This is a genomic window from Tenacibaculum sp. 47A_GOM-205m (assembly GCF_000518405.1).
Taxonomy (GTDB): domain Bacteria; phylum Bacteroidota; class Bacteroidia; order Flavobacteriales; family Flavobacteriaceae; genus Polaribacter; species Polaribacter lutimaris.
This window is the reverse complement of record NZ_JADN01000004.1, coordinates 409535-432323: the sequence shown is the minus strand read 5'-3', so window position 1 is coordinate 432323 and position 22789 is coordinate 409535. Positions and strand designations below refer to the sequence as shown.

12 protein-coding genes and 1 tRNA gene are annotated in these 22789 nt (G+C 33.0%); 11 read left to right on the top strand and 2 right to left on the bottom strand.

Annotated elements, in window-relative coordinates; genetic code table 11:
- The first annotated feature begins 31 nt into the window (after positions 1-31).
- From N534_RS0105645 to N534_RS0105625, 3 genes are all read left to right on the top strand, one after another.
- Positions 32-102, top strand: a tRNA-Cys gene (locus tag N534_RS0105645).
- A gap of 744 nt (positions 103-846) precedes the next feature.
- Entirely contained in the window at positions 847-5133 is a 4287-nt protein-coding gene (locus N534_RS0105635) for an RHS repeat domain-containing protein (protein ID WP_028891552.1), read from the top strand.
- 635 nt (positions 5134-5768) lie between these two features.
- Positions 5769-9656 (top strand): T9SS type B sorting domain-containing protein, encoded by a 3888-nt coding sequence (locus tag N534_RS0105625; RefSeq protein ID WP_028891550.1) that lies wholly within the window; start codon positions 5769-5771, stop codon positions 9654-9656.
- Positions 9657-9977: 321 nt separating this feature from the next.
- On the opposite strand, the gene N534_RS0105620 is transcribed toward N534_RS0105625, so the two are convergent.
- Entirely contained in the window at positions 9978-10406 is a 429-nt protein-coding gene (locus tag N534_RS0105620) for a hypothetical protein (protein WP_028891549.1), read from the bottom strand.
- Positions 10407-10522: 116 nt separating this feature from the next.
- Positions 10523-11053, bottom strand: a complete 531-nt coding sequence (locus tag N534_RS0105615; RefSeq protein ID WP_156025556.1) for a hypothetical protein — start codon at positions 11051-11053, stop codon at positions 10523-10525.
- Positions 11054-11623: 570 nt separating this feature from the next.
- Between N534_RS0105615 and N534_RS0105610 the strand changes: the two genes are divergently transcribed.
- The 8 genes from N534_RS0105610 (at position 11624) to N534_RS0105575 (ending at position 22766) form a co-directional block, all read left to right on the top strand.
- Positions 11624-12469 carry an MBL fold metallo-hydrolase gene (locus N534_RS0105610; protein WP_028891547.1) on the top strand — a complete coding sequence of 282 codons (846 nt, stop codon included), beginning with the start codon at positions 11624-11626 and terminating at the stop codon, positions 12467-12469.
- 10 nt (positions 12470-12479) lie between these two features.
- A complete protein-coding gene (locus tag N534_RS0105605) occupies positions 12480-14120 on the top strand; it encodes a S8 family serine peptidase (protein ID WP_028891546.1) in 1641 nt (546 codons plus the stop codon).
- Positions 14121-14189: 69 nt separating this feature from the next.
- Positions 14190-14594: a hypothetical protein gene (locus tag N534_RS0105600; RefSeq protein ID WP_028891545.1), complete on the top strand. Its 405-nt coding sequence runs from the start codon at positions 14190-14192 to the stop codon at positions 14592-14594.
- 1 nt (position 14595) lies between these two features.
- The gene (locus tag N534_RS0105595; protein WP_028891544.1) at positions 14596-16449 is read left to right on the top strand and encodes a M1 family metallopeptidase; all 1854 of its coding nucleotides are present in this window, start codon (positions 14596-14598) and stop codon (positions 16447-16449) included.
- A gap of 204 nt (positions 16450-16653) precedes the next feature.
- Positions 16654-18345 (top strand): glutamine--tRNA ligase/YqeY domain fusion protein, encoded by a 1692-nt coding sequence (locus tag N534_RS0105590; RefSeq protein ID WP_028891543.1) that lies wholly within the window; start codon positions 16654-16656, stop codon positions 18343-18345.
- A 226-nt stretch (positions 18346-18571) separates the two neighbouring features.
- Positions 18572-20005: a regulatory iron-sulfur-containing complex subunit RicT gene (gene ricT, locus N534_RS0105585; RefSeq protein WP_028891542.1), complete on the top strand. Its 1434-nt coding sequence runs from the start codon at positions 18572-18574 to the stop codon at positions 20003-20005.
- Positions 19995-20480 carry a gliding motility lipoprotein GldH gene (locus tag N534_RS0105580; protein ID WP_081728287.1) on the top strand — a complete coding sequence of 162 codons (486 nt, stop codon included), beginning with the start codon at positions 19995-19997 and terminating at the stop codon, positions 20478-20480. Before ricT ends, N534_RS0105580 begins: the two co-directional genes overlap by 11 nt.
- Positions 20481-22766 carry a transglycosylase domain-containing protein gene (locus N534_RS0105575; protein ID WP_028891540.1) on the top strand — a complete coding sequence of 762 codons (2286 nt, stop codon included), beginning with the start codon at positions 20481-20483 and terminating at the stop codon, positions 22764-22766.
- The last annotated feature ends 23 nt before the right edge of the window (positions 22767-22789 follow it).

Genomic DNA, 22789 nt, shown 5'->3' with positions numbered 1-22789 from the left:
AGCTGTAAATTTGCAGTCCTTATTAATATAAGGTGTCGTGGCCGAGTGGCTAGGCAGTGGTCTGCAACACCATCTACAGCGGTTCGAATCCGCTCGACACCTCAAAAACCACCCATTAAACCTTGTTTATGGGTGGTTGTTTGTTTTTAGGGGAATTAAAAAGGGAAAGAAAAAAGGTTAATGAGAATAGAAAATTAATTTATCTTTGATATCAAAAGAGGTGATTTTTATTTTTTTTATACTATTGCTAGTAATCTTCTATCAAGACCTAAAAGAAAGACAAGTATTTTTAATTACTTTATTGTTAAGTATGGTTTTAGGAGGGTGTTTGTTTTTTAAAAGCACATTGTTAGAGCTTTTTATTTATAAAATTTTAGTAAATTTCTTACTTATATCTACATTAATTTCATTGATTTATTTGTATTCAAAACACAAGTTAAATAAATCCTTTTTTGAGTCATTTGGTTTGGGAGATTTGTTGCTTTTTATAACATTAGGTGTAAGTTTACCTACAATATCTTTTTTAGTTGTTTTTTCATTATCTCTAATTTTTTCTTTTATAATGTTTTCTATTTTAAAATCAAAAATGACTCATAAAACAGTTCCTTTAGCTAGTTTTCAAGCGTTGTTTTTTTATCTAATAACGTAGAAGGTTGGTCATTAAATAATCAAGACTGTGACGATTCAAATGAATTAGTAAAATCGCTAACATGGTATGTTGATATAGATGGTGACGGATTAGGAACGGGAACAGGTCAAGTTTTTTGTTCACCAGGTAATGTAAAATCTGGATGGTCACTACTAGAAGGAGATTGTGATGACAACAACCCTAGTATAGGGCGTATTTTGTTATATAAAGACCAAGATGGAGATGGTTTAGGAGACCCTAATGAACCTCATTATGCAAATAACAGTTCATTCACTATAGTTTGTGAGGCAAGAGGATATGTAGATAATGCAGATGACAAATGCCCGCTTAATGTAGGTTTTAGTGCAGATTCAGGTTGTCCGGTAGGAGGTTTTGCAACAGAAGCGAGAAATTCCGTATACGAGAAAAGCTATTTAATTAATAAAAAAGTAGTAGGAGAATCTAAAGCTTATTATGATGATTTAGGAAAGTTGGAACAAACATTAAGTTTAGATATTAAGACAAGAAAAGTTTGGGGTAGTCAAGTTTTATATGACGCTCAAGGTCGTCCTTCAGTTCAAACTATGAGCAGTCCAGCATATCCAAGCCGAACGCTAATATTTAAATCTGATTTTATTAAAAAACCTGATGGTAGTACTTACATAGGTTCGGACTTTAATGGAGTTTCACCTGAGAATTCACCAACGATAGGCTCTCAAACAAACTCACTAGGCTGGTATTATAGTAATTCTAATACCTCTGAGGTATTTCAAGACCAAACAAACCGTCCTTATTCACGTATCTTGTACAGTACGTTAAATCCAGGGGCTGTTAAACAAGTTGTAGGAGGTAACAAACACGACACAAATGGCGATGGAAATATAACAGAAGCAGACGGATGGAAACAAGGGTATAGTTTTTCAATGCCAGCGGCACAAGAAATGTATTATGTATATGGATATAATATTTTTTCAGCTGCACCAGAAATAATAAAAGAGTATACTGATTCTAGAGAACTTCCCGATCAAAGTACTTATCCTAGAACTTATTATGGAGTTAGAGTTTTATCCTATTCAACAACATGTTTACCAGCTGAAGGGTTAAGTTATTTAGATAAAACAGATAAATTTAACATTAGGGCTCAGAAGTATTTAGAGGTAGGAAAAATCTATATAGTAAAGGAAGAAAATGCTAGTACCTTGTTTAAAGTACAGGTTACAAATAGAGCTGCATATGGAGATGCAAACTCTGATCAAGATGAAAATACAATTTTAATAGCTGGTGAATGGGAAAATTGTAATGATTGGTATTCTAGTGAAAATAATAAAGTAAAGAGCATTGCTAGCAACAGTAATAACTATATTACATGGTTAAAAGCAGGAAAAAGTGTGGTGCAAGATGTTAAAGGTAATGAAGCAGTTGTTTTTACTAATGCTGATGGTAAAACCTTAGGGGCTGCAAGATCAGGAGGAAGCAAACAGTATGAAGTATTATCGTTAATAGGAGAACAAAAGTATGTAGATATTCATATACCTATAGGTTGCCAAAGTGTTGGTTTTATTGGTTCAATTAGTGATTTTAAGGTGTATGATTTAAAAAATGAAAAATTGTTGAGCACAACACCGAGTGTATTACCAGCAGGTTTTTATAGAGTTGAATATGTAGGTACTAAGACTTTAAGTAAAAGTCATCAACTTACATATATTAATAAATCAGCAAAAACAATTCAACCAGTAATGTCGGATGCTGTTGGTATACGCTATAAAATAAATTACTATGATTATAGTTTAAATTATTATAATGAAGTAGGACAATTAACAAGTAGTTTGCAACCCTTAGGTTTTGTTGATAGTTGTTTAAATGAATTAAAACCAACAGTCACTCATGATGATAGCTTAAAAAGTGAGTTTAAATACAACACTTTAGGGCAGTTAATTTGGACAAAGAGTCCAGATGAAGGAGAGGCGAGTTTTAAATACCGTAAAGATGGTCAAATACGTTTTTCACAGAATTCAAAACAAGTAACTTCTGGGGAATTTTCCTATACAAATTATGATGAATTAGGAAGACCTATAGAAAGTGGGGTTGCTTTAGGAGTGTTTACGAGTTTAGATGCTGATGTTTTAAATTTTACATCTTCAGTTAAAAAAGAACAACATTTTACGGAATACGATTATTTGTCCACTACAAGCCAATCTCGATTAAACAGTTTGGCGAGTACGGTTTATAGAAAACCTACTTTTTTATCAGGAAATGTAGCATATACCTATAATAAGGATGAGACAGGAACAAAAATATCAGAAAGTTTCTACAGTTATGATATGCACGGTCGTGTAAAATGGATTGTACAAAAGAGCAATGGATTATCTACAGCCAAAACTATTGATTATGAATATGATCCTGTAACAGGACAAGTTGTTAAAGTAGACTTTCAAAAAAATACTCTCTCTGAGCGTTTCGTTCATAAGTATACTTACGATGCAGACACACAGGCGTTAATAAAAGTAGAAACTTCAACAAACGGAAGTACTTTTATAACACACGCTATTTATGAATACTATGAAAATGGAGCCTTAAAACGAACAGAACTTGCAGGAGGCATTCAAGGGTTAGATTATGTTTACAATCTTGCAGGGCAGTTAAAAGGTATTAACCACCCCGAATTAACAAGTACGAAAGATCCAGGAGGCGATCATACCGATTTATTTGGTTTACAATTAAATTACCACGTAGGAGATTATACACGCGATAGTAGGTTTCAAACCCAAAGAATTGCAGGGATTGAAGATCAGTTTAATGGCAACATACAATCGATGCGATGGAACTCTAAGGTTAATACTACAGACGCTAATTCACATCCATTGCAGTATTCTTATACGTATAACAAAAACAATTGGTTAAAATCGGCAAAATTTAATAGCAATGAGTTTGCACATACAGGAGAATATAAGAGTGGAGATTACGATGTAAGTAATATTACTTATGATGCTAACGGAAATATTTTAAGTTTACATAGAAATAAAAAAACTATAGGAAGTTCTAGCAATAGAATGGATGAGTTAGAGTATAAGTATAAAAACGTAAAATCTAATAGGTTAGATAGAGTAATAGATGCAGTGGGTAATGCTGGGGTACAAGATATAGATACTCAAGCAGCGGGCAATTATGTGTATAATAGCATTGGGCAGTTAATTGAAGATCATGAATATGTGACTACTACTGAACCAAATAATATTGTTCGATATATTTATAACACAAGTGGTTTAGTAACAGAAGTAACAAAAAATGATGTACCTTTAGTAAAGTTTGTTTATGATGATAAAGGATTTAGAGCACAAAAGATAAGTTACAAATCTACTGGAGTAGTAGATAAAACTACGAATTATGTGCGAGATGCCACAGGAAGTGTATTGGCAATATATGAAGGAGATGTACAAAAAGAGTTACCAATTTATGGTGGTAGTAGGTTAGGAGTATACAATAAAGCAACAGGTGCTAGCGTTTATCAGTTAACAGACCATTTAGGAAATGTACGAGCAGTTATAGCAAAGCAAGGTTCTAATGCTGTAGCAATTAGCAAAACCGACTACTATCCTTTTGGGATGCCAATGCCAAATAGGAATATCGTTGGAGATTATAGGTATGCTTTTCAAGGACAAGAAAAAGATATTGAAACTGGTAAGGAAGCGTTTCAATTACGTTTATGGGATGCTCGTATTGGGAGGTGGTTGACGACCGATCCAGCAGGACAATATGCGAGTCCTTATTTAGGAATGGGGAATAACCCTATGAATGGTATTGATCCTGATGGAGCAGAGTGGCATTGGGAAGGAGATGATTTAGTTGCGGATCCAGGAGATAACGCGTATACACTGGCTGATTTTCTGGGAATTGATTTAGGGACCTCTATGGGAATATTAAATAATAATGGTATTACTTCCACAAATGGTATATTGAATTTAAAAGTTAATGATATCCTAAAAGTAGATGTTGATAATTTGTATTTTGAGAACTTGGGCGAAGTAAAAATAAGTAACAATCCTATTAAAAACTTATTTTATGCAAATACCTGGACTAGAGGTCATACTCCAAGAGTTGGTGAGGAGTATCATTATACAGAGCAAGATTTAAAGGTTGCGATATCTATTTTAAATGGTCCTAGTAATCCCATAAAAACTGAACTTATTAGGAGGTTAAAAGTATCTGCCTATGGTGATGAATATGGTAATTTTCCTATGGAGCCAATATCGAAAACATCTTATTATTTAAGATATGGTCATACTTTAGGTACTTTAAAGGTAGGTGATCAATATATTAGATTAGCTAAACCTCTATTATTTAATGCGGCTGTTTTGAGCTTTAGTTCTGGAGCAGTTAGTTTTAGAGGGCACAGTATTGCTCCTATTAATGCGTATAAAAATCATCCAACAATAGGTCCACATGCCAGATTTTATAATTCTCAAAGTCAATATTCTACTCAAAGAGAAGGTTATTGGCCAGAATAATTTTAGATAAAATGAAATATAATTTATTTGTTCTACTGTTTATATTAGGAAGCTTTTTTTCATGTAAAGAGAAACACTATTTGGAGTCAAAGGGATTTGGTGAAATTACAGAGATAAGGAAGCAACATTTCGGAGAGGGGTTGTACCATGTATTTGTAAAATGTAAATATTTAAAAGGGAATGACACTATAGAGGGTGTTTTTGAATATAAATATGAAACAATTTATTCGTCAAGATTTAATAAAGGACAAAGGGTAAGAGTTTTTTATAACGAACTAAATGATAGAGATTTAATATTAAAGGGTATATATACCCCCGCACCTTGACATTTAGCGTTAGCGTAATCGCAAGTTTTAAAAGGAATTTAAATAAGAAACGAGCATATTATTAGTCATTTGTAATGGCTACACGAGAAGCCTCAATAGTAACAATTGGGGCTTTTTTGTATTTTAGAAGTTATGAGCAAATGAACTATACAATGCACTCTCTACTTTAAACCACGATAGTACTACTTCTATATCTGTACAGAGCATAGTCGAAGGGTTTGAACGAATAGGTAAAAGATTACCCAAATATTAAAGTAATTGTGGTGATTTTGTATAGTTTCTTATATTTGTTTCTATAGAATTCAAGCTATGAAAAAGCTATTAATTATAGTAATACTTTTACTATCACACACTCTTTTTTCACAAAAAGAAGCAAATTTTTGGTATTTTGGTGCGAATGCTGGCATTACATTCAATTCGGGATCCCCAACTGCATTAGTAGATGGAAAGTTATTTACCACAGAAGGATGCGCATCTATTTCAGATTCTGACGGAAACCTATTATTTTATACAAATGGTATAACTATTTGGAATAAACAGCATATTCCAATGCCTAATGGTTCAGGCCTTTTAGGTGATTTTTCAAGTACACAATCTGGTATAATTGTACCCCATCCATATAATAATGGTTTGTTCTATGTTTTTACAGTAGATGATTTGGGTGAAGAGAATGGATTACGATATAGTATTGTAGATATTAACCTTAATGGAGGATTAGGAGATGTAACTTCAGATAAAAACATATTATTGCACACTCCTTCTACTGAAAAAATCACAGCTGTTAAGCATGCTAATGGTAATGATATATGGGTAGTTGCGCATAAGTTTAATACGAATGAATTTACAAGCTACCTGATAAATAGTTCAGGGCTTAATATAAACCCAGTTATTTCATCAATAGGATATTTTCCTATCTCTATATATGATGCCATAGGCTATCTTAAGTTATCTCCAAATGGAAGTAAACTTGCAATAGTTTATGGACAAACTGAAATATTAGAAATTTTTGATTTTGATAATTCAACAGGTATCATAAGTAATCCAATTCAAATATCTAGCTTTACTTCAGGAAATCCTAGTTCAAGAGTATATGGAGTAGAGTTTTCACCAAACAATAATCTTTTATATGTAAGTGAATCAGAAGATGGGATTTATCAATTTGATATAACTAATTTTAATCAAGTTGATATTGAAAATTCTAAGACTCATATATTACCTGATTTTACACCTGATATTAAAGAGCTTCATCAAGCATTACAATTGGGACCAGATGGTAAAATTTATGTTGCTCATTATGATTATGATTTCTTGGGGGTGATTAATAATCCTGATATAAAAGGAAATGGATGTAATTATGAATTTGATGGAGTTTATTTGGAAGGAAAAAAATCATTAATAGGTCTACCTCCCTTTATTCAATCCTATTTTAGTATAAGTAATGTAACCTACATCAATACTTGTTTTGAAGATACTACCGAGTTTATATTAAACAATACCGTAGATTCAGTAATTTGGGATTTTGGAGACCCAGTATCAGGAGTTAACAATACTTCTACAGGCAGCAATCCAACACATGTATTTACTGCTCCTGGTACTTATACAGTTACAACTACTGCAACTTTGGGTACAGAAACTAGTACTATAACTACTGAAGTTATTATATACAAAACACCTTCTGCATCGCAACCTACAGATATCATTGTTTGTGACAATGATAATGATGGTTTCTACAACTTTGATTTAACTGCACAAACAAATAGTATTCTAAATGGACAAAGCACTACTGAATTTGAGGTTGATTATTATGCTAGTATGACGGATTATACGAATAATACTAAAATTTCGGATTATTCAAGTTATCAAAATATAAGTTCTTACCAAGAACAAACAATTGTGGCTAGAGTTATAAATAAACAAAACTCTGATTGTGAAGCCATAACTTCTTTTAAAATCAATGTGTTTGAATCTCCAGCTCCAGCATTAAGTGCATCAATTCCAAATCTTTCTTTTTGCGATAATACTTCAGTAGGAACAGATATAGATGGCAGAATTAAGTTCAATTTAAAGGATAGAGAAACAACTATTTTAAATGGACAATCGACTACTGATTTTGTAGTGAGTTATTTTACAGATGCGGCATATACCATGCAAATTCCAACTTCAGATGTTACAGACTTTGAGAACACAAGCAATCCACAAACTATTTATGTAAGAGTTACTAATAGAAACAACGGCACTTGTGTTGGAGACACTTCTTTTATGTTGGAAGTGTTTGAATTGCCAACGGTTGTTCCTGTAGTTTCTTTAAGACAATGTGATAATGATATTGATGGTTTTAGTTTTTTCAATTTAACAGAAGTTAACGAAGAACTCATTACAAACTCATCAAGCTATACAATTACCTATCATGAAACCCAATCATTAGCAGAAAGTGGAAATGCAGCAATTACAAATTTTACAGCTTATGAAAATGAAATAGTAAGTACAGATACAGTTTGGGCACGTATAGAAAACGCAAATGGCTGCCATAGAACTAGTCAAATTAATTTATTTGTTTCTACTACACAAATACCATTAACCTACACTAGAGAGTTTTACGAGTGTGATGATGGAATAAATACTTCAGATGGAATAGCTACTTTTGATTTTAGTCAAATAACTAATGAAATTGAAAGTATTTTTCCAGCGGGTCAACAATTGATTATTAAATATTATCAATCAGAAGCAGAAGCATTAGCAGAGCAAAACCCAATACCAGATGCTGATATCTCTAACTACCAAAACACTGCGAGTCCAAATCTGCAGAATATTTATATTCGAGTAGATAGCGCAGTTGATAATGATTGTTTGGGGTTAGGACATCATATTACTCTAAATGTTGAAAAAGTACCTGTTGCAAATCCAGTTAACATAAACCCAGAGTGTGATAACGATAGAGACGGTGTGTTTGCTTTTGATACTTCAACTATACAAAGTACACTTATAGGAACACAAACCAATGTAACAGTTAGTTATACTGATGAAAACGGAGTAGTTTTACCAAGTCCGTTACCAAATCCATTTTCAACAGGAAGTCAAACTATTACTGCAAGAATTACCAGCAACACAAGTCAAGATCCAAACGGACAATGTTATGCAGAAACTACCATTAATTTTGTAGTAAATAATGTGCCAATAGCAAACCCAATAGCGCCATTAGAACAATGTGATGATGATACGGATGGGATTGTTGCTTTTGATACTTCAGAAGTAGAGAATACTATTTTAGGAACGCAAACAGGAATGGTTGTAAAATACTTTGATGAAAATGGAGTAGTGTTACCAAGTCCGTTGCCAAATCCATTTTACACTACATCACAAACCATAACTGTTCGGATTGAAAACCCGCTTTATGCTATCTGCTTCGAAGAAACCAATGTTGAATTTATTGTACGAGAAAAACCTAATTTTGAGTTAGAAGAAGAAGCCATTATATGTATTACAAACAATTCTTCATTAGATATAACTGTCCAAAACCCAACAGGGAATTATTCTTACGAGTGGAAAGATGGAAATGGAGATATAATAAGTAATGATATTATTGCAAATGTATCTAAAGGAGGAATTTATTCTGTGAAAGCAACTTCTGAGTTTGGATGTGAATCTGAAATAAAAAATATAAAAGTAAAAGAATCAAGTATAGCGAATGTTACTATTGATAATTTGGAAATCATAGACGATTCTGATAACAATAGCATCCGTATTAATACTCAAAATATTGGTTTAGGAACTTATGAGTTTAGTCTTTTAGATGCTAACTCTAATATTCTTTATGATTATCAAGAAACACCGTTTTTTGATAACTTAGAAGGTGGAATTTATACTATTCTTGTACAAGATATAAATGGTTGTGGTATTCAATATTTTGAGACTTCTATTATTAGTTACCCAAAGTTTTTTACTCCTAATAATGATGGAACCAATGATACTTGGCATATAAAAGGGATAGGAAAAAGTTTTTATAAAAGTGGTGTAGTTCAGATTTTTGATCGATATGGAAAACTAATTAAGAGTTTGAGTTTAAATGATAATGGCTGGAATGGTTTTTACAACGGTCAAAATTTACCATCAAACGATTATTGGTTTTATGCAGAATTAATTGACCCTAAAGGTAATGTTATAAAAAAGAGAGGGAATTTCAGTTTACTAAGAAAATAAAAACGCCATTAAATGACGTTTTATATAAAATTTATTGGTCTCAATTTTGGGTCCTAAACCCTGCAATTTGATTGTAGCACTTTCAGTTATATTAAAAATTAATATCTTTCTTAGATGGAAAGATCATTATGGGGGATTCTCTATTTAAAGCCACGACAAAAGGGTTCCAACATGGGGAAAGTCAGTAAAATAAAACTTTGTAAAAACCAGAAGATAAAAAGGATATTCAGAGAATGGATATCCTTTTTTGTTTTTAGAATCTAACGAAAATTCGTTTTGTTTGTTATAAGAATTTTCGGCTTTGGGATATAAGCAGTCGTTTTAGGATTTACAAGACATAACAGAACTACAATCGTTAAATTGTTGATTGGTAATAATTCTATTTTTTCTAGCTTCTAAAATTTGTTCTTTAAATCTATCTTTATCAGGAATTTTTCCTTGTATAATTTCCATGGTGGTATAACCGTATAATTCTGTGGGGTATCTTTCATGATTATAATACTTCACAAAACGTTCTAAATCTTGAAGGTGTGTTTGTGTGTTTAAATAATACTTTCCACGCTTAAATTCAGTTTTATAAATGCTATGAGTGCTTTCAGACATAGAATTAGAAAAAGGGAATTCTTTAGTTTGAGCGGTAATTTTGTTAACAATTGGAGGAGCTTGTATCTTTTGAACCCAAGTAAGTAATTCTCCTTTATTTTCATTTCTTCCATCTGATAAAATATTAATAGGACTAACAGTATTCAATAGTTGATACTTATCGAAGGTTTCTTGAAAAAGTTTTTTAATAAAATTACTCCCAGCTTTTCCATCAGTAGAACTATAATGTAAAATGGCTTTTGAAAAGTTATCTTTTACAAAAGCTACTTTTTACACTCCATCTTCAACAGTTGAAATATTTGTAATATCCATATGTAACCACTCAAAAATTCGGGTAGCTCTAAAACCTTTTTTATTTGTTGTTTGAAACGTTTTGGCTTTTTATATCCTAAAATTGAAGCATATTTAAAAAAAGTAGATTTACCACAAGTAACTAGATTCTTATTTAGCGCATAATAATACAAAGTAGTTTTAGACTTTTCGAAGTGATTAGGGTCTGTTACCAAATTTTCAATAGCCATCACCTCGTTAACCGTTAACTGATTCGGATGGTATCTGTAACATTTTTGAAACGGGTTTAGATTACAAGTCAGTTTTTTTTTCTCGTTATAATACCAGTCTTTAGAAACTCCGTAATATTTCCAAGCGGTAATGACGGACACATTAGATAGAGAAGTTAGATGTTCAATAGAGCTTACTATTTTAGAAGTATGGAGCTTTAAAAGTTTCTTGTTGTGAGCTAACTCACCAAGCATGGGTAAATATCCTTTTCTAGTCTCTGTTAAAAACCGCAAAGATTTAAATAAGAATTTGGAAGTAAAGACTTCTTTAATAGAATCGAATTGTTCAATATAATCAGTAGTCTAATCATTTCCGTATGGTTTCTTCAAGGGTAGATTTATATAGCAAAAGAACATCACTTATTTGTTTATTAACTTTTCCATGTTTACCTCTTTTTAATTTGGGAAACCTATTTTCAAAATCCCAATTTTCTGATGCTATTTTTTGCTTAGTAGAGTATTTAATTTTTTTTATCTGCTCTAACGTAAAAAATTAAATAAATTAATGAAGTGTTAAGTTTAGGTTCTTTGAGGTAGAAATACATGACTAGCTGTTTTTAATGGTAAATATAATTAAAGGGAATTAAAAGGGGAAAGTAATTGTGAGTTAAATGAAGTTTTATGATAAAAAACAGATATGATAAAAATTTATTTTTCTATGTTTTAAAGGGTTTTGTGTATTTTAGTGTAAATTAAAATAAAAACAAAGGAATCCGCTCGACACCTCGAAAAGCACATCTATATGATGTGCTTTTTTGTTTTTATTAACAAATTAATTCGCTAAAATTCTGCATCTTTGTCGTTATGCGAATTTATCCGATAGAAACAGGTAACTTTAAATTAGACGGAGGCGCTATGTTTGGCGTGGTTCCAAAATCGATTTGGCAGAAGACAAATCCAGCCGATGAAAACAATATGATCTCAATGGGCATGCGTTGTATGTTGATTGAAGATGGAGATCGATTAACCTTAATCGATACGGGAATTGGAAATAAACAGTCCGATAAATTTTTTGGTTATTATTATTTATATGGAGACTTTTCATTAGACACTTCTTTAGCAAAATATGGTTTCCATAGAGATGACATCACCGATGTATTTTTAACACACTTACATTTTGATCATTGTGGAGGAGCAATACAATGGAACAAAGATAGAACAGGATACGAACCTGCCTTTAAAAACGCACGTTTTTGGAGTAACCAACGTCATTGGGATTGGGCAGTACACCCTAATGCACGTGAAAAAGCGTCCTTCTTAAAGGAAAACATCTTACCAATTGAAGAAAGTGGACAGCTAAACTTTTTGCATCTAAATGCAAAAGATTATGTTGGTTTTGATGTTTTATTTAAAGACGGGCACACAGAAAAACAGATGTTGCCTAAAATAGAATACCAAGGAAAAACCTTAGTATTTATGGCAGATTTGTTACCAACAGCAGGACACGTTCCATTACCGTATGTAATGGGTTATGATACAAGACCGCTACTTACCTTAAAAGAAAAAGAAGCTTTCTTAAATGAAGCTGCCGATAAAGAGTTTTACCTGTTTTTAGAGCACGATGCTTATAATGAGCTAATAACTGTAAAACATACTGAAAAAGGAGTTCGCTTAAAAGAGACATTTAAATTTACAGATATTTTTAATTAAGATAGAGATTATGAGAGTTTTAAAGCCCGTATTTTACTCGGCAATTGCAGTAGCTACTTTAGCTAGTTGTAACACAGTAAGCAAAATCCCTGTACCAGCAGGAAGCAATACAGTAGTTAATATTCCAGCAAAAAAAGCTGAGTTAACAGATTATGAACAAGAAAACTGGCAACACTTAGATTTAGCAACTGATACAATTCCTGGAATGAGCGTTAACAAAGCGTATGAATTCTTAAAAGGGAAAAAACATGTTGAGGTTGTTGTTGGTGTAGTTGATTCGGGCACTGATTTAAAACACGAAGATTTAGTAGATGTAGCTTGGGTAAACACCAAAGAAGTTGCAGGAGATGGAAAAGACAATGATAAAAATGGTTATGTTGATGATATCAACGGATGGAACTTTTTAGGAGATTCATATAAAGAGCACTTAGAGTACGAGCGTATTTTAATGAACCCAGAAGTAGCAGATGCTGAAACCTTAGCAGAAGTAAAAGCTTTTCAAGCTGAAAAAGTAGATGAAGCTAAGAAAACAGTTGGTCGCTACGGTAACTTAAAAACAGGAGCAATTGAGTCTGATAAAGCATTAACAAAATACTTCGGAAAATCTTCTTACACAAAAGAGGAAGTTGAGGCTATCAATACAAACGATCCAATGATAGGTAATGCAAAGGAATTTGCAACTAGAATGTTAGGATACTTTGATTCGTTAACTGAAGCAAAAGAGTACTTTGAAAAAGGTATTAAAAATGCTCAAAAAACAATTGATGGAGAAAACTTAAAAACAGATTACCGTACAGTAGTAGGAGACAATGCGTACGATATTAACGATAAGCCAGGATATGGAAACGGTAACACAGGGCACTCTGAAAAAGGAGAAGCTCACGGTTCTCACGTATCAGGAATTGTTGGTGCAACTCGTAGCAACGGTAAAGGTATGGATGGTGTTGCTAATAACGTAAAAATTATGGCAGTTCGTTCAGTTTCTGACGGAGATGAGTACGATAAAGACGTAGCGTTAGGTATTCGTTATGCAGTTGATAATGGAGCAAAAGTAATCAACACAAGTTTTGGTAAAGCATTTTCACCAAACAAAGAGTGGGTTTACGATGCAATTAAGTATGCGGCTTCTAAAGACGTATTAATTGTAAACGCAGCAGGAAATGATGGTAAAAACATTGATGTTGAAAAAACATTCCCTAACGATGCTCCAGATTTATTAACTGAGGTTGCAGATAACTTCTTAACAATTGGTGCAATGAGTGCTAATTACAATGAGAATTTACCAGCAACATTTTCTAACTATGGTAAAAAGAATGTAGATGTATTTGCTCCAGGAGTGCAAGTATATTCAACTACTCCAGATAATGAGTACAAGAAATTCAACGGAACTTCTATGGCTTCTCCAGCAGCAGCAGGGGTAGCAGCATTAGTACGTTCTTATTATCCTCAATTAACAGCAAGTCAAGTAAAGCACATCTTAATGAATTCAGGAACTAAGATTGATTTTGAAGTTGTAAAACCAGGAACAGGAGCTAGATATGGTAATGAGCCTGTAAAAGTTCCTTTCTCAGAATTATCAGTTTCTGGACGTGTTGTAAACGCTTACAATGCAGTTAGAATGGCTGATAGAATGGTTAACGGAAGAAAATAAGACTAATATAAATTAGCTAAAAAAGAGCATTATTTTTTGATGCTCTTTTTTTGTTATAATGAAAAAGCTATGCAATTAGAGTTCAATAAAAAAATAGAAGAACTAACTATTAAAGACGAAGTACCTAAGCATTCTTGGTTAGTTGTAATTTTAATGTTTGTTAACGGTGTTAATATGGGAGTTCAACTATACTTAATGAGTTATCAAAATAATGAATTATTGTTTAGTTTTATGTTTTTATTGGCTTTAGTTTCAGTAGCAGTAATATTGTATTACGTTGTAAAAAGATCGTGGAAGTCTAAATATTCATTAAAAGAAATAGCAGGACTAGAAACAGAAGTAGCTTACGGAAGAGAACGTATTTTTTTAAAGTTACAAAACGGAAAAAGACGTAGTTTTCCAATATTAAAAAGTGAAGAAGAATTAAAGAGTTTGAAAAGAACATTAACCTCAATGGGAATTAAACCAGTTTAATATGAAGAAAATAATTTTTAGCCTTTTATTATTGCCAATGGTTTCATGTGCTACAATGAAAAACGGCACTGATACTAATGTGGTAAAAGCACATGAGAATAAGCAAACTACCAATAATGGTTATTGGCAACAGCATGTAGATTATACAATGGATATTGATATGGATGTAAAAACCTATCAATACAAAGGAATTCAAAAACTGGTGTACACAAATAATTCACCAGATGTGTTAGATAAAGTGTTCTATCATTTATACTTTAATGCTTTTCAGCCTAACTCTCAAATGGATGTTCGCTCGAGAAACATTCAAGATCCAGATAGAAGAGTAGGAGACAGAATTAGTAAATTATCACCATCAGAAATAGGATATATCAAAGTAAACTCTTTAAAACAAAATGGAACAGCGGTAAACCATGAAACTGTTGGAACTATTTTAGAGGTTACGTTAAATGAGCCAATTCAACCAGGGCAAAGCGTAACGTTTGATATGATTTTTGATGCTCAAGTACCAAAACAAATCCGTCGTTCAGGGCGTAATAGTGCAGAGGGAGTAGCTTTGTCTATGACACAGTGGTACCCTAAAATGGCAGAATACGATTTTGAAGGTTGGCATACACCACCATACTTAGGAAGAGAGTTTCACGGAGTTTGGGGTAATTTTGATGTAACATTACATATCGACAAGAACTATGTAGTTGGAGGAACAGGATATGTGCAAAATCCACAAGAAGTAGGTCATGGTTACGAAGATAAAAAGCAACCATTAAATCTTCCTTCAGGAGATAAATTAACTTGGAAATTTACAGCACCAGATGTACATGATTTTACATGGGGGGCAGATCCGGAGTTTATTCACGATACATATAAAATGAAAAACGGTATCGATTTACATTTCTTATACAAAAAAACATTAGATGCTGAATATTTAGCAAACTGGAAGAAGTTACAACCAAAAACAGCTGAGTTAATGGAGTATTTCAGTAAGCATATAGGCGAGTATCCATACAAGCAATACTCAGTTATCCAAGGAGGAGATGGAGGTATGGAGTATGCAATGTGTACACTAATTACTGGGAAACGTAAATGGGGAAGCTTATTTGGTGTAACAGCACACGAATTAGCACATACTTGGTTCCAATTCTTATTAGCAACAAACGAAAGTAAGCACCCTTGGATGGATGAAGGGTTTACAACCTATATTTCAAACAAAGCAGAAAATGAAATCTTAAGAGAAGGAAAAGAAAATCCGCATGCTGGTTCTTACAGAGGATACAATTATGTGGTGGGAAATAATATTGAAGAGCCTTTAACAACGCATGCTGATAGATATCATACTAATACAGCATATGGAGTAGCAAGTTATTCTAAAGGGAACATTTTCTTATCACAATTAGAATATATTATTGGGGAAGAAAATGTAGCAAAAACCTTAAAAAAGTATTTTGAAGATTTTGCGTTTAAACACCCAACACCAAACGACATTAAGCGTACAGCCGAAAAAGTTTCAGGACTTCAGTTAGATTGGTATTTAAATGAATGGACGCAAACTACACATACAATTGACTACGGAATTAAGTCTGTTAATGGAAAAGAAATTACCTTAGAGCGTATCGGTCAAATGCCAATGCCTATTGACGTTGAGGTAACGTATACAGATGGTTCAAAAGAATCATTCAATATTCCGTTACGTATGATGCGTGGAGAAAAACCAACCAACGCTACAGTTATTACTGATTGGACTTTTGCACATCCAACATATACTTTTACAACCCAAAAAGATGTGAAATCAGTTGAAATTGATCCGTCTAAATTAATGGCAGATGTAAATCAGGCAAACAATTCTTACGGTAAATAAAACCGAGTTATATAAAAATAAAAAAACGGAAACTTGTTTAGGTTTCCGTTTTTTTGTTGTAAAAGTTTAATCCTTAGTTTTCTTTGTGTAAATATCTCACAGATTCTATGTAATTTTGTGGCTTAATTTCACCAATAAATTCTTTTAAGAGGGATTGATGGAAGAAATTACAGAAGATTGAACAAAGACAATTAACAATTCAGAATGTCAGAAGAAAAGAAATCATTGAATTTTTTAGAGCAAATTATTGAAGAGGATTTGGCAAACGGAATGCCAAAAGAAAATTTACGTTTTCGTTTTCCACCAGAACCAAATGGGTATTTACACATTGGGCATACTAAAGCTATTGGTATAAGTTTTGGTTTAGGAGAAAAGTACAACGCTCCTGTAAACCTTCGTTTTGATGATACCAACCCAGCAAAAGAAGAGCAAGAGTATGTAGATGCTATTAAGCGCGATGTAGCTTGGTTAGGGTATCAATGGGAAAACGAATGTTATTCTTCTGATTATTTCCAGCAGCTTTATGATTGGGCAGTTCAATTAATTAAAGACGGAAAAGCGTATGTAGATAGCCAATCTTCAGAAGCAATGGCTGAACAAAAAGGAACACCAACGCAACCAGGAGTTGCAGGTCCTTATCGTGACAGAAGTGTAGAAGAAAACCTAGATTTATTCACACGCATGAAAAATGGTGAGTTTGATGAAGGTTCGCATGTTTTACGTGCTAAAATTGATATGACTTCACCAAACATGTTAATGCGTGACCCTATTATGTATCGTATCTTAAAAAAGGCACACCACCGTACAGGAAACGATTGGGTAATTTACCCAATGTACGATTGGACGCATGGTGAAAGTGATTATATAGAGCAAATTTCACACTCGTTATGTTCATTAGAATTTAAGCCTCACCGTGAGCTTTACAATTGGTTTAGAGACAATGTATATGAGCATAGTCAATCAAAATATCCATTACCACCAAAACAACGTGAGTTTTCACGTTTAAACTTAAGCTATACAGTGATGAGTAAGCGTAAGCTGATGAAGTTGGTTGAAGAAGGTGTCGTTTCAGGATGGGATGATCCACGTATGCCAACTATTTCAGGGTTACGTCGTCGTGGTTATACACCTGCTTCTATCCGTAGTTTCGTGGAAACTGTAGGAGTTTCAAAACGTGAAAATGTGATTGATGTAGCGTTGTTAGAATTTAAAATCCGAGAAGATTTAAACAAAACAGCAAACAGAGTAATGGCAGTTTTAGATCCTGTGAAGTTGGTAATTACGAACTATCCTGAAGGAGAAGAGGAAATTTTAATTGCTGAAAATAATCCTGAAGATAAAAACTCAGAATCAAGAGAAGTGCCTTTTTCAAAAGAATTGTATATCGAAAGAGACGATTTTAAAGAAGAAGCAAATAAGAAATATTTCCGTTTAACCATTGGTAAAGAAGTTCGTTTAAAGAATGCTTATATCATAAAAGGAGAGTCTTGTGTAAAAGATGAAAATGGAAATATTACTGAAATTCACTGTACGTACGATCCGTTAAGTAAATCAGGAAGCGGAACAGAAGAAAGTAAGCGTAAAGTAAAAGGAACGATTCATTGGGTGTCGAAAAAGCACGCAGTAAAAGCTGAGGTAAGAGCGTACGATCGTTTATTTTTAGATGAAGCTCCAGACAGTCATAAAGACAAAGATTTTATGGAGTTTTTAAACCCGAATTCGTTGGAAAAAATTACTGCTTACGTTGAGCCTAGTTTGCAAACGGCAAAGATTGGAGACCGTTTCCAATTTCAACGTTTAGGATATTTTAATGTAGATGATGATTCAACTTCAGAAGCTTTAGTATTCAACAAAACAGTAGGTTTACGTGATACTTGGGCAAAAAAGAATAACTAGAAAAAATACTAGAATTAATAATAAAAAACCGCTGCTTTTACGATAAAAGTAGCGGTTTTCTTTTAACAAAAAATCGATTTTCACTTTTCATCAGAATATGTATCTTTACAGATTAAGGAAAGATGTGATAAAAAAGATTTTATCTAGTTGAAAGTCAATAATAAAAAATGCTTTTTGATACTGTATAAACTACAGGTTTAAAAAGCTTTTAAAAATATACTATTGTATGAGTTGTAGCAGTTGCTCAACTAACAAAGACGGTGTACCTAAAGGATGTAAGAGCAATGGAAATTGTGCAACAGGTACTTGTGGAAGCGGAAATAAGCTTGCTGTTTTTGATTGGTTATCGAATATGACTTTACCTACGGGTGAAGCACCATTTAATATTTTTGAAGTCCGTTTTAAAAACGGTCGAAAACACTTTTATAAAAATCCTGAAAACCTGACCATTTCTATGGGAGATGTGGTTGCGGTAGAAGGTTCATCGGGTCACGATGTAGGAGTAGTTTCTTTAGCAGGAGAACTTGTGAGAGTTCAAATGAAAAAGAAGAAAATTACTGTAGATAGTGAGGAAGTAAAGAAAATTTACAGAAAAGCTTCACAAAAAGACATTGATGTTTGGCAAGAAGCTAGAGATAGAGAGCCAGAAACACAACGAAAAGGAAGAGAAATTATCAGTCGTTTAGGATTGAAAATGAAACTTTCAGATGTTGAATATCAAGGAGACGCAACCAAAGCTACTTTTTATTATACAGCCGATGATCGTGTAGATTTTCGTCAGTTAATTCGTGATTTAGCAAGCGCTTTTTCTATTCGTGTAGAAATGCGTCAGGTAGGTATGCGTCAAGAAGCAGCTCGTTTAGGGGGTGTAGGGTCTTGTGGTAGAGAGCTATGTTGTTCTACTTGGTTAACCGATTTTAGAAAAGTAAATACTGCTGCTGCTAGGTATCAGCAATTGTCGCTAAATCCGTTAAAATTAGCAGGACAATGTGGTAAGTTAAAATGCTGTTTAAACTACGAATTAGACACGTATTTAGATGCATTACAAAGCTTTCCAAAGCAAGATAAAGTTTTAAAAACAGAAAAAGGAGATGCCGTTTTTGTAAAAATGGACATCTTTAAAAAATTACTTTGGTATACTTATAAAGAAGAAAGTTTTAAATGGTATAAACTATCGTTAGATCAAGTTCAAGAGATTATTGAATTAAATAAAAATAATGAACTTGCTTTGCCGTTAGAAGAATATGAATTAGAGATAGCAGAGGAAACTCCGATAGATTTTGAAAATGTTGTAGGTCAAGATAGTTTAACACGTTTTGATACTCCTAAAAAAGGTCGAAATAACAGAAGAAGGTCAAAAAAACCTGTAAGCAAAAAGACAGAGAATCAGTCTTCTAATCCTAAAACGACAAAGAAACCTCAAGCTAAGCAGGTAAAAAAGGTAGAAGGAGAACCGAAACCAGAGAAAAAAAGAGTTGACAATAGAAAGCCGAGACCTAAAAATAATCCTAGAAATAGGAAACCAAAACCTGAAGGAGGTACAATAGAAAAGCCAACTCAAGGACAACAAAAAAAACCTAGAAATCCGAGAAGAAGGAATAACAATCAACGTAAAAAGAACAATAGCGATACTAAAAACAACCCCAATAATGAGAACTAAAATTGGTTTACTTTTTTTTATAGCTACACTAATTGTATCGTGTAATTCAAATAGTGATTTTGATGAGTATGTGGCACTTCCAAAAAGTGCTTGGCATAGAACCAATACAATACAATTTACTTTCCCAGTTAATGACTCAATAAATAAAAAAAATCTTTTTATAAACCTTAGAAATAATAAAGATTACGAGTACAGTAATCTTTTCTTAATAACACAAATGAATTTTCCAGACGGTCAAGTTATTGTAGATACTTTAGAGTATGATATGGCAGATGTTACAGGAAAATTTTTAGGACAAGGTTTTTCAGATATTAAAGAGAATAAACTTTTTTATAAAGAAAACATAACATTTCCAAGCACAGGAGATTATACCTTTAAAGTTCGTCAAGCTATGCGAAAAAATGGAGAAGTTCAAGGCATAGAAGAACTGGAAGGAATTACTCATGTAGGATTTAGAATTGAAAAAACACAATAGATGACAAAGAAAAAAACAGCAAATTTTAGTAAGTATATTAAATGGTTTTGGGGTATTATTATTGGAGGCTTTCTAACATTGGGTCTTCTTTTTTTGCTGGCCTCATGGGGGGTATTTGGTGCGTTACCTACTTTTGAAGAATTAGAAAACCCTAAAAGTGATTTAGCAACAGAAGTAATTTCGTCAGATGGAAAAACTTTAGGGAAATACTATGTAAATGCAAATAGAACTCCAATTCAATATAAAGATTTACCAGAAAATTTAATTAAAGCGGTAGTTGCTACTGAAGATGAGCGTTTTTATGAGCATTCAGGAATCGATTTTAGAGGAACTGCTAGAGCAGTTGCCAATTTAGGAAGATCAGGAGGAGCAAGTACAATAACACAACAGTTAGCTAAAAACTTATTTAATAGAGGTGGGTCTAGCAATATTTTTAAAAGACTATCACAAAAACTTAAAGAATGGGTAGTAGCAGTTAAATTAGAGCGTCAATATACCAAAGAAGAAATAGTAACAATGTATTTTAATACTCAAGACTTCATCTTTAATGCAGTAGGTATCCGTTCAGCAGCTCGTATTTATTTTGGAAAAGAACCTAAAGATTTAGACTTACAAGAGTCTGCTATTTTAGTGGCAATGTTAAAAAACCCAAGGCAGTTTAATCCACATAGAGAGCGTTCAAAAGCTAAATCATTAACGCGTAGAAATGTTGTGTTTGCTCAAATGGAAAAAAATGGGTTTATAACAGAACAACAAAAAGATTCATTACAAAAGTTACCTTTAAAAATAAATTTCACTCCTGAAAGTCATAGTGATGGTTTGGCAACCTATTTTAGAGAGCATTTACGAAATTATTTAAAAGATTGGGCAAAAGAACACCTTAAGGCAAATGGTGAAGAGTATAATATTTATAAAGACGGATTAAAAATTTATACAACGATTGATTCGCGTATGCAACAATACGCAGAAGAAGCTGTAGTAGAACATATGTCTAATCTTCAAACGTATTTTGATAAAGAGCAAAAGCGTAACAAAACAGCTCCTTTTTATGATATAGATAAGAGAGATATAGAAAGAATTTTACGAAGAGCTAAACTAAACTCAGATCGTTACAAACGAATGAAGGGCGAAGGTAAATCTGAAAAGGAAATAGATAAGGTATTTAATACCGCAACAGATATGCGAATTTTCACATGGAAAGGTGAACGTGATACAGTGATGACACCTTACGATTCTATTCGACATTATAAATATTTCTTGCGTTCAGGGTTAGTATCTATTGAACCACAAACAGGTCATATTAAAGCTTGGGTTGGTGGTATTAACCATAAGTATTTTAAATACGATGCAGTAGAGCAACAAAAAAGGCAAGTAGGTTCTACCTTTAAACCTTTTGTGTATGCTACAGCAATTAATCAATTAAAAATGTCTCCTTGTGATAAGTTACCTAACACACCATATACTATTCCTAAGGAAAAATATGGAATGCCAGAAGACTGGACACCAAAAAATGCGGGAGGTAAATATGGAGAAGAGTTAACCTTAAAAGATGCTTTAGCAGGTTCTGTAAACGTAATTACTGCACAGTTAATAGATAAAGTCTCACCAATAAATGTGGTACGATTAGCAGAGTCTGCAGGAATAAAATCTAAATTAGAGGCAAATCCGTCTATTGCATTAGGTGCTATTGAATTATCATTAATGGAAATGGTAAGTGCGTATTCAACTTTTGCAAATAAAGGATTACGTGTAAGTCCACTAATGGTTACTCGAATAGAAGACAAAAACGGAACTGTTTTACAAGAGTTTGTCCCTGAAACCAAAGAGGTACTAAGTGAAGAATCAGCTTATGTAATACTAGATTTAATGCAAGGAGTAACAAGGGCAGGTTCGGGTGCAAGGTTACGATCTAATTATACGAATGCAGGAGATGCTGCTACTGGTTTTCCTTATGGATTTACCAATCCTATAGCAGGTAAAACTGGTACTACTCAAAATCAATCTGATGGTTGGTTTATGGGAATAGTCCCAAATCTAGCAACAGGTGTTTGGGCTGGAGGAGAAGACAGAGCAACACACTTTGCAGGATTAAGATATGGTCAAGGAGCAACAATGGCACTTCCTACTTGGGGAATTTTTATGAGAAAGTGTTATGAGGACAAGACCTTAGATGTAAGCAATGGAAGTTTTGAAAAACCAAAAGATATAAGTATTAATTTGGATTGTTCAAAAGTAGATTCTTCGAAAGAAGGAGAAGAAGAGAAACTTGACGATACGGATTTTTAGTAACGAAGCTTTAAAACAACAAC

Excerpts from the sequence above, each read along its gene's own strand:
- N534_RS0105625 (WP_028891550.1), top strand. The coding sequence starts at position 5,769 with ATGAAAAAGCTATTAATTATAGTAATACTTTTACTATCACACACTCTT.
- N534_RS0105610 (WP_028891547.1), top strand. The coding sequence starts at position 11,624 with ATGCGAATTTATCCGATAGAAACAGGTAACTTTAAATTAGACGGAGGC.
- N534_RS0105605 (WP_028891546.1), top strand. The coding sequence starts at position 12,480 with ATGAGAGTTTTAAAGCCCGTATTTTACTCGGCAATTGCAGTAGCTACT.
- N534_RS0105600 (WP_028891545.1), top strand. The coding sequence starts at position 14,190 with ATGCAATTAGAGTTCAATAAAAAAATAGAAGAACTAACTATTAAAGAC.
- N534_RS0105595 (WP_028891544.1), top strand. The coding sequence starts at position 14,596 with ATGAAGAAAATAATTTTTAGCCTTTTATTATTGCCAATGGTTTCATGT.
- N534_RS0105590 (WP_028891543.1), top strand. The coding sequence starts at position 16,654 with ATGTCAGAAGAAAAGAAATCATTGAATTTTTTAGAGCAAATTATTGAA.
- ricT (WP_028891542.1), top strand. The coding sequence starts at position 18,572 with ATGAGTTGTAGCAGTTGCTCAACTAACAAAGACGGTGTACCTAAAGGA.
- N534_RS0105580 (WP_081728287.1), top strand. The coding sequence starts at position 19,995 with ATGAGAACTAAAATTGGTTTACTTTTTTTTATAGCTACACTAATTGTA.
- N534_RS0105575 (WP_028891540.1), top strand. The coding sequence starts at position 20,481 with ATGACAAAGAAAAAAACAGCAAATTTTAGTAAGTATATTAAATGGTTT.